At 70.3% G+C, this 5,371-nt stretch carries 6 protein-coding genes; 3 read left to right on the top strand and 3 right to left on the bottom strand.

What is annotated here, in order from left to right:
- Positions 1-77 precede the first annotated feature (77 nt).
- Complete coding sequence (locus AB0I98_RS31625; RefSeq protein ID WP_362947957.1) at positions 78-398, bottom strand: ANTAR domain-containing protein; 321 nt, start codon at positions 396-398, stop codon at positions 78-80.
- Positions 399-538: 140 nt separating this feature from the next.
- On the opposite strand from AB0I98_RS31625, the gene AB0I98_RS31620 reads away from it, so the two are divergent.
- Complete coding sequence (locus AB0I98_RS31620) at positions 539-1,342, top strand: VOC family protein (protein ID WP_362947956.1); 804 nt, start codon at positions 539-541, stop codon at positions 1,340-1,342.
- Between the two features lie 109 nt (positions 1,343-1,451).
- Here AB0I98_RS31620 and glgX read toward each other — a convergent pair whose 3' ends face one another.
- On the bottom strand, positions 1,452-3,596 hold the full coding sequence (glgX, locus tag AB0I98_RS31615) for a glycogen debranching protein GlgX (protein WP_362947954.1): 2,145 nt from the start codon (positions 3,594-3,596) through the stop codon (positions 1,452-1,454).
- A complete protein-coding gene (locus AB0I98_RS31610; RefSeq protein WP_328370763.1) occupies positions 3,593-4,105 on the bottom strand; it encodes a pep a2 in 513 nt (170 codons plus the stop codon). Before AB0I98_RS31610 ends, glgX begins: the two co-directional genes overlap by 4 nt.
- Positions 4,106-4,373: 268 nt before the next feature.
- Between AB0I98_RS31610 and AB0I98_RS31605 the strand changes: the two genes are divergently transcribed.
- Positions 4,374-4,673 carry a DUF5133 domain-containing protein gene (locus AB0I98_RS31605; protein WP_362947953.1) on the top strand — a complete coding sequence of 100 codons (300 nt, stop codon included), beginning with the start codon at positions 4,374-4,376 and terminating at the stop codon, positions 4,671-4,673.
- 93 nt (positions 4,674-4,766) lie between these two features.
- Positions 4,767-5,371: maltotransferase domain-containing protein (locus AB0I98_RS31600; RefSeq protein ID WP_362947951.1), on the top strand; the 605-nt coding region annotated here is incomplete at its 3' end.

Raw genomic sequence — 5,371 nt, 5'->3', positions numbered from 1 at the left:
GCGCCCGGCTGCACGAGGAACACCACGTCGAGGCCCGCTGACCGTGTCCGCGGGCCTCGACGCACACCGTTCCCGGCTCACCGCTCCGGCGGTGCGCCGGGAATCTCCGTGGGGCCGTAGCAGTCCAGACCCTCTTCCAGTTCCACCCTGATCTCCGGCGGCATGACGCCGCTGCGGCCCCAGATCAGAATGAGTTCCGCGACATTGCGCAGCTTGATGTTCGTGTGCTGGGAGATGTCTTTGAGGATCTTCCATCCCTCGCCCGGAGTCACCCGGCCGAGCGCGACGATCATGCCGATCGCCTGGTCCACGACAGCATGCGAGGCGACCGCTTCCTTGAGTTGATCGACCTCTTCCTGCAGCTCGAAGATCCGCTCCGAGCCCCCGTCGGTGGGCATGAGCACCTCCGGTCGGTTGCGCCGATCTGCCGTTTCCGACTCTACGCCTGGGTACTCGGCAGGCGCCCGGAACGGTTCCGGTTGGACACTGGGACGACCACCGGTGGGCTGCCGGTCAACGAGACCAGGACGCGACTGCGATGAACAAAGACACGACACTCTCCCGTGGCGCGACGGACGTCGTCTCCACCCATTCCGTGTTCGGCGCGCCCTGCTGGGTGAGCCTGACCAGCCGCGATCTCGAGGCCACCGAATCGTTCTACTCGGCGGTGCTGGGCTGGCGCTGGCGCACGGCCAAGCTCGGCGACCGCTTCCGGGTGGCTCTGGCGGGCGGCACACCGGTCGCCGGGATCGCCGGGGTCGCCACGATGTGGCAGATGGCCGTGGCGTGGACGCCCTACTTCGCCGTGCCCAGCGCGGACGAGGCCGTGGCCCGCGCGCAGGAGCGCGGCGGCACGGTGGCGGTGGGCCCGATCTCCTTCCCGCCCGGGCGTGCGGCGCTGTTGGCCGACCGGGACGGCGCCACCTTCGGGATCTGGGAGGGCGAACTGGTCGGCAACTGGGAGACCTGGCGCCGCTCGGCACCGACCTTCATCCGGCTGCACACCCGCGACGCCTTCGACTCCGCCATCTTCTACGGCGAGATCCTCGACTGGGCCTCGGACCGCCCGGGCTGCTGCGAGGTCCACTACGAGGGCGGCGAGGTCGTACTGCGCAGCGGTGGCGATGTCGTGGCCCGCATCGAGTCGGGGGCGCTGGGGACGGCCCCGGACCCCACGATCCGGCCGCACTGGCAGGTCCACTTCGCGGTCACGGACGTCGCGGCCTGCGCCCGGGCCGCGGAGCTGAACGGCGGCAGCGTGCTGTCGGAGAACGCCGAGGAGGCCGTGCTGCGCGACGCCGACGGCGCCCAGTTCACGGTGACCTCGCAGCGGGTCCGCTGATGCGCTAGGGCCTGTCCGGCGGGTCAGGCTGGCTGCAAGAAACGGCACACCTCGATGGGCGTGCCAGACCCCGCGACGCCGGCATGATCCGCCGGACAGGCCCTGGTCCTCAGCCGGCCGAGCGGGAGGGCCGCGACAGCAGGACCAGGCTGCGTGCCTGGACGGTCATCCCGGTGCCCGCCTTGTGCTCCGACTCGTCGGGGGCGCCCGGCTGGGCGGTGTCGATCAGAGTCGTCCAGCGCTCGCCGTAGGTGACGTCCGGCAACTGGAAGTCGACCGGTTCCCAGTAGCTGTTGAGCAGCAGCAGGAACGAGTCGTCCACGACGGGCCGGCCGCACGGGTCGGGTTCGGCGATGGCGTCTCCGTTGAGGAACACACCGACGCAGTGCGCGTCGGAGCGCCGCCAGTCCGCGTCCGTCATCGCCTGCGCGTCCGGCAGCAGCCACACCAGGTCGGGCACCGGCTGGCCGGCGTGGGTGACGGTCTCGCCGCGGAAGAACCGGCGGCGGCGCAGTACGGGGTGGGCGGCGCGCAGACCGATGACGTACCGGGTGAAGTCCAGCAGGTCCCGCTGCTCCTCGGTCAACCGCCAGTCGATCCAGGAGACTTCGTTGTCCTGGCAGTAGGCGTTGTTGTTGCCGCGCTGAGTGCGGCCCAGTTCGTCGCCGTGGCAGAGCATCGGGATGCCCTGGGACAGCAGTAGCGTGGCCAGGAAGTTGCGCTGCTGGCGGGCGCGCAGTTCCCGCACGGCCGGGGCGCGTGTCTCGCCCTCGACACCGCAGTTCCAGGACCGGTTCGTGCTCTCACCGTCGCGGTTGCCCTCGCCGTTGGCCTCGTTGTGCTTGTCGTTGTACGAGACGAGGTCGCGCAGTGTGAACCCGTCATGTGCGGTCACGAAGTTGACGCTGGCGCGCGGCCGGCGTCTGCTGTGCTGGTACAGGTCGGACGAGCCGGTCAGCCGTGAGGCGAACTCGCCCAGCGTGTGTTCCCCACCGCGCCAGAAGTCCCGTACGGCATCGCGGTACTTGCCGTTCCACTCCGACCAGAGCGGCGGGAAGTTGCCGACCTGGTAGCCGCCCTCCCCCACGTCCCAGGGCTCGGCGATCAGCTTGACGCGGCTGATCACCGGGTCCTGCTGGATCAGGTCGAAGAACGCCGACAGCCGGTCCACCTCGTGGAACTGCCGGGCCAGCGTGGCCGCGAGGTCGAAGCGGAAGCCGTCAACGTGCATCTCCGTGACCCAGTACCGCAGCGAGTCCATGATCAGCTGAAGCACGTAGGGGTGCCGCATCAGCAGGCTGTTGCCGGTGCCGGTGGTGTCGTAGTAGTGGGTCCAGTCGCCGTCCACCAGACGGTAGTACGAGGCGTTGTCGATGCCGCGGAAGGAGAGGGTGGGGCCCTTCTCGTTGCCCTCGGCGGTGTGGTTGTAGACGACGTCCAGGATCACTTCGAGGCCGGCCGCGTGCAGCGCCTTCACCATCGCCTTGAACTCGGTGACCTGCTGACCGCGGGTGCCGTGGGCGGCGTAGGCGTTGTGCGGGGCGAAGAAGCCGATGGTGTTGTAGCCCCAGTAGTTCGACAGGCCGCGGTCGCTGAGCACGCCGTCCTGCACGAACTGGTGCACCGGCATCAGCTCCACGGCGGTCACGCCGAGGGAGGTGAGGTGTTCGACGATCGCGGGGTGGGCGAGCCCGGCGTAGGTGCCGCGCAGGTCGGGGGGCACGTCGGGGTGGGTGCGGGTGAGTCCCCGGACGTGGGCCTCGTAGATCACGGTGTCGGCGTACGGCCGCTGCGGCGGGCTGTCGTCGTCCCAGTCGAAGGCCGGGTCGGTCACCACGCCGAGCATGGTGTGTCCGGCGCTGTCGGCCGGGGAGGGTCCGTTCGGCGCCCGCTCGAAGAGGGAGGCGTGGTTGTCGACCTGTCCGTCCACGGCCCTGGTGTACGGGTCGAGGAGCAGCTTCTTCGGATTGCACCGGTGGCCCGCGGCGGGGGCCCAGGGGCCGTGCACCCGGTAGCCGTAGCGCTGGCCGGGGCCGACGCCGGGGAGATAGCCGTGCCAGACGAAGCCGTCGACCTCGGTCAGCGGGACCTTCCGGTGGGTGCCGTCGTCGTCGACCAGGATCAGCTCGACGCGTTCGGCGACTTCGCTGAAGAGCGCGAAGTTGGTGCCCTTCCCGTCGAAGGCGGCACCCAACGGGTAGGGGTGCCCGCTCCACGCGTGCACCCCTGCCTTCCGCTTCCGCTTCGCGGTCACCGTGCGTCCTCCAGGACGTCGTCCGCCGTGCGCACGGAGCCGGCGAGGGCCGCGGCCGGCACCTCGCGGGGCACCTGGAGGACCTCCCGCAGGCTCGGCGCGGGGGCTGTGGGCACCAGCGGGACGCGTGCGCCGGCGCGGGCGCGCTGGGAGAACCAGATGACCTTGCTGCCGGTGTCCGTGGCGCAGCAGCCCCAGCCGTCGCTGGTGGCGGCGAGCCGTTCCAGGCAGGCGCGCAGATCCTGGTCGGGGCGCAGATCGCGGTCGTTGTCCCCCACGGCGGTGATGAGGTGCTGGCCGTTCCACCACATCTCGATCGACGTGTTCTTGTCCGTCGCGTGTTCGTCGATCGCCTTCAGCAGCATCTCGGCGCCGCCGCAGACCGGCTCGACGAGGTTTTCGAGGTCCCAGAACCTGAGGTGAGCTGCCAGGATGCGCCTGACCTGTCCGACGCGTTCCGGGCTGACTTCCACATCGAGGTGGTAGTAGCAGGCACTTGCGGTCTTCATCGTCGTTGGCTCCTCACCTGCGAAGCTCGCGCTCCTTCTCGTCCCTGCGGGACTAGCCCCGAATACGAAGCGTGAGCGTTGATCGCTTCTGAGTCACCTCAAGAGTGGGAGCGCTACGCCATTCGTGCAACACGAGCGCACATCCGAGACGGGTGTGGCACATCCGAGGTGGTTGAAGATCCAACAAGACGCTGAGTCATCGTGCATGCACCATGTGTGAAGGCCCCGTCCGTGTGTCGCGGCCGCGATCCGGAGGTGAATCTGCGCCATGCTGCTCCCCGCCAAAGCCGAGGTGGCCCGGCAACTGCAGCGGTACCGGGCCTGGGAACGAGCGATGCTCGCGGCTCCCGCCGACCGTATGGTGCGGGCCACCTTCGAGGACTCGGGCTACACCCTCTGCGTCCTGATGGGCAAGCGGTGCGCACGCGAGGCCGCCGACGCCGCCGAACGCTATCTGCGCACCGGCATGGTCACCTACCTGCGGGAACAGACCGGACGGGTCGGGCGGAGCGGTACCCGGCGGCGAGGTCCGCCGTGGCGGCGGAGGCGTTCCCCGGCGGGGAGATAGACCCGGGAGGCAGGCGGAGCCCCTTCCGGCGCAGTTCTGAAACCACCGGCCGGGCTGCGTGCCCGGCCACGAGCATGGCGGAGGTGTCATCCCATGAGTCCGACTCCGGCCATCGGCCGCATTCCCGTCCTCGGCGTCCGTCCGGCCGTGGAGTGCGGCAGGCACCCCGCCAAGGCGGTCGCGGGGGAAACCTTCCAGGTCACCGCCACCGTGTTCCGCGAGGGCCATGACGCGGTCGCCGCGAACGTCGTCCTGACGGACCCCGAGGGCCGACCGGGCCCCTGGACGCCCATGCGGGAGCTGGCGCCCGGCTCCGACCGCTGGGGCGCCGACGTCACACCGGACGCGGTGGGCCGCTGGACGTATCACGTCGAGGCCTGGAGCGACCCGGTGGCCACCTGGCGCCACACCGCCCGCATCAAGGTGCCGGCCGGGATCGACACCGGCCTGGTCCTGGAGGAGGGCGCCGAACTGTATCGCCGGGTGGCAGCGGGGGTGCCGGCCAACGAGGGCCGGGCGACGGTACTGACGGCCGCCAAGACGATGCTCGACGACTCGCTGCCGTCCGCCGTGCGCCTGGCGGCGGCCTTCGGGCCGGAGATGGACGCGGTGCTGTCGCGGTATCCGCTGCGGGAGTTGGTGACGGCGTCGGAGGCGTTGCCGTTGCTGGTGGAGCGGGAGCGGGCGCTGTTCGGGTC

The organism is Streptomyces sp. NPDC050211 (assembly GCF_040656035.1).
Classification (GTDB): Bacteria; Actinomycetota; Actinomycetes; order Streptomycetales; family Streptomycetaceae; genus Streptomyces.
This window is presented reverse-complemented; position numbering and strand designations above follow the sequence as displayed.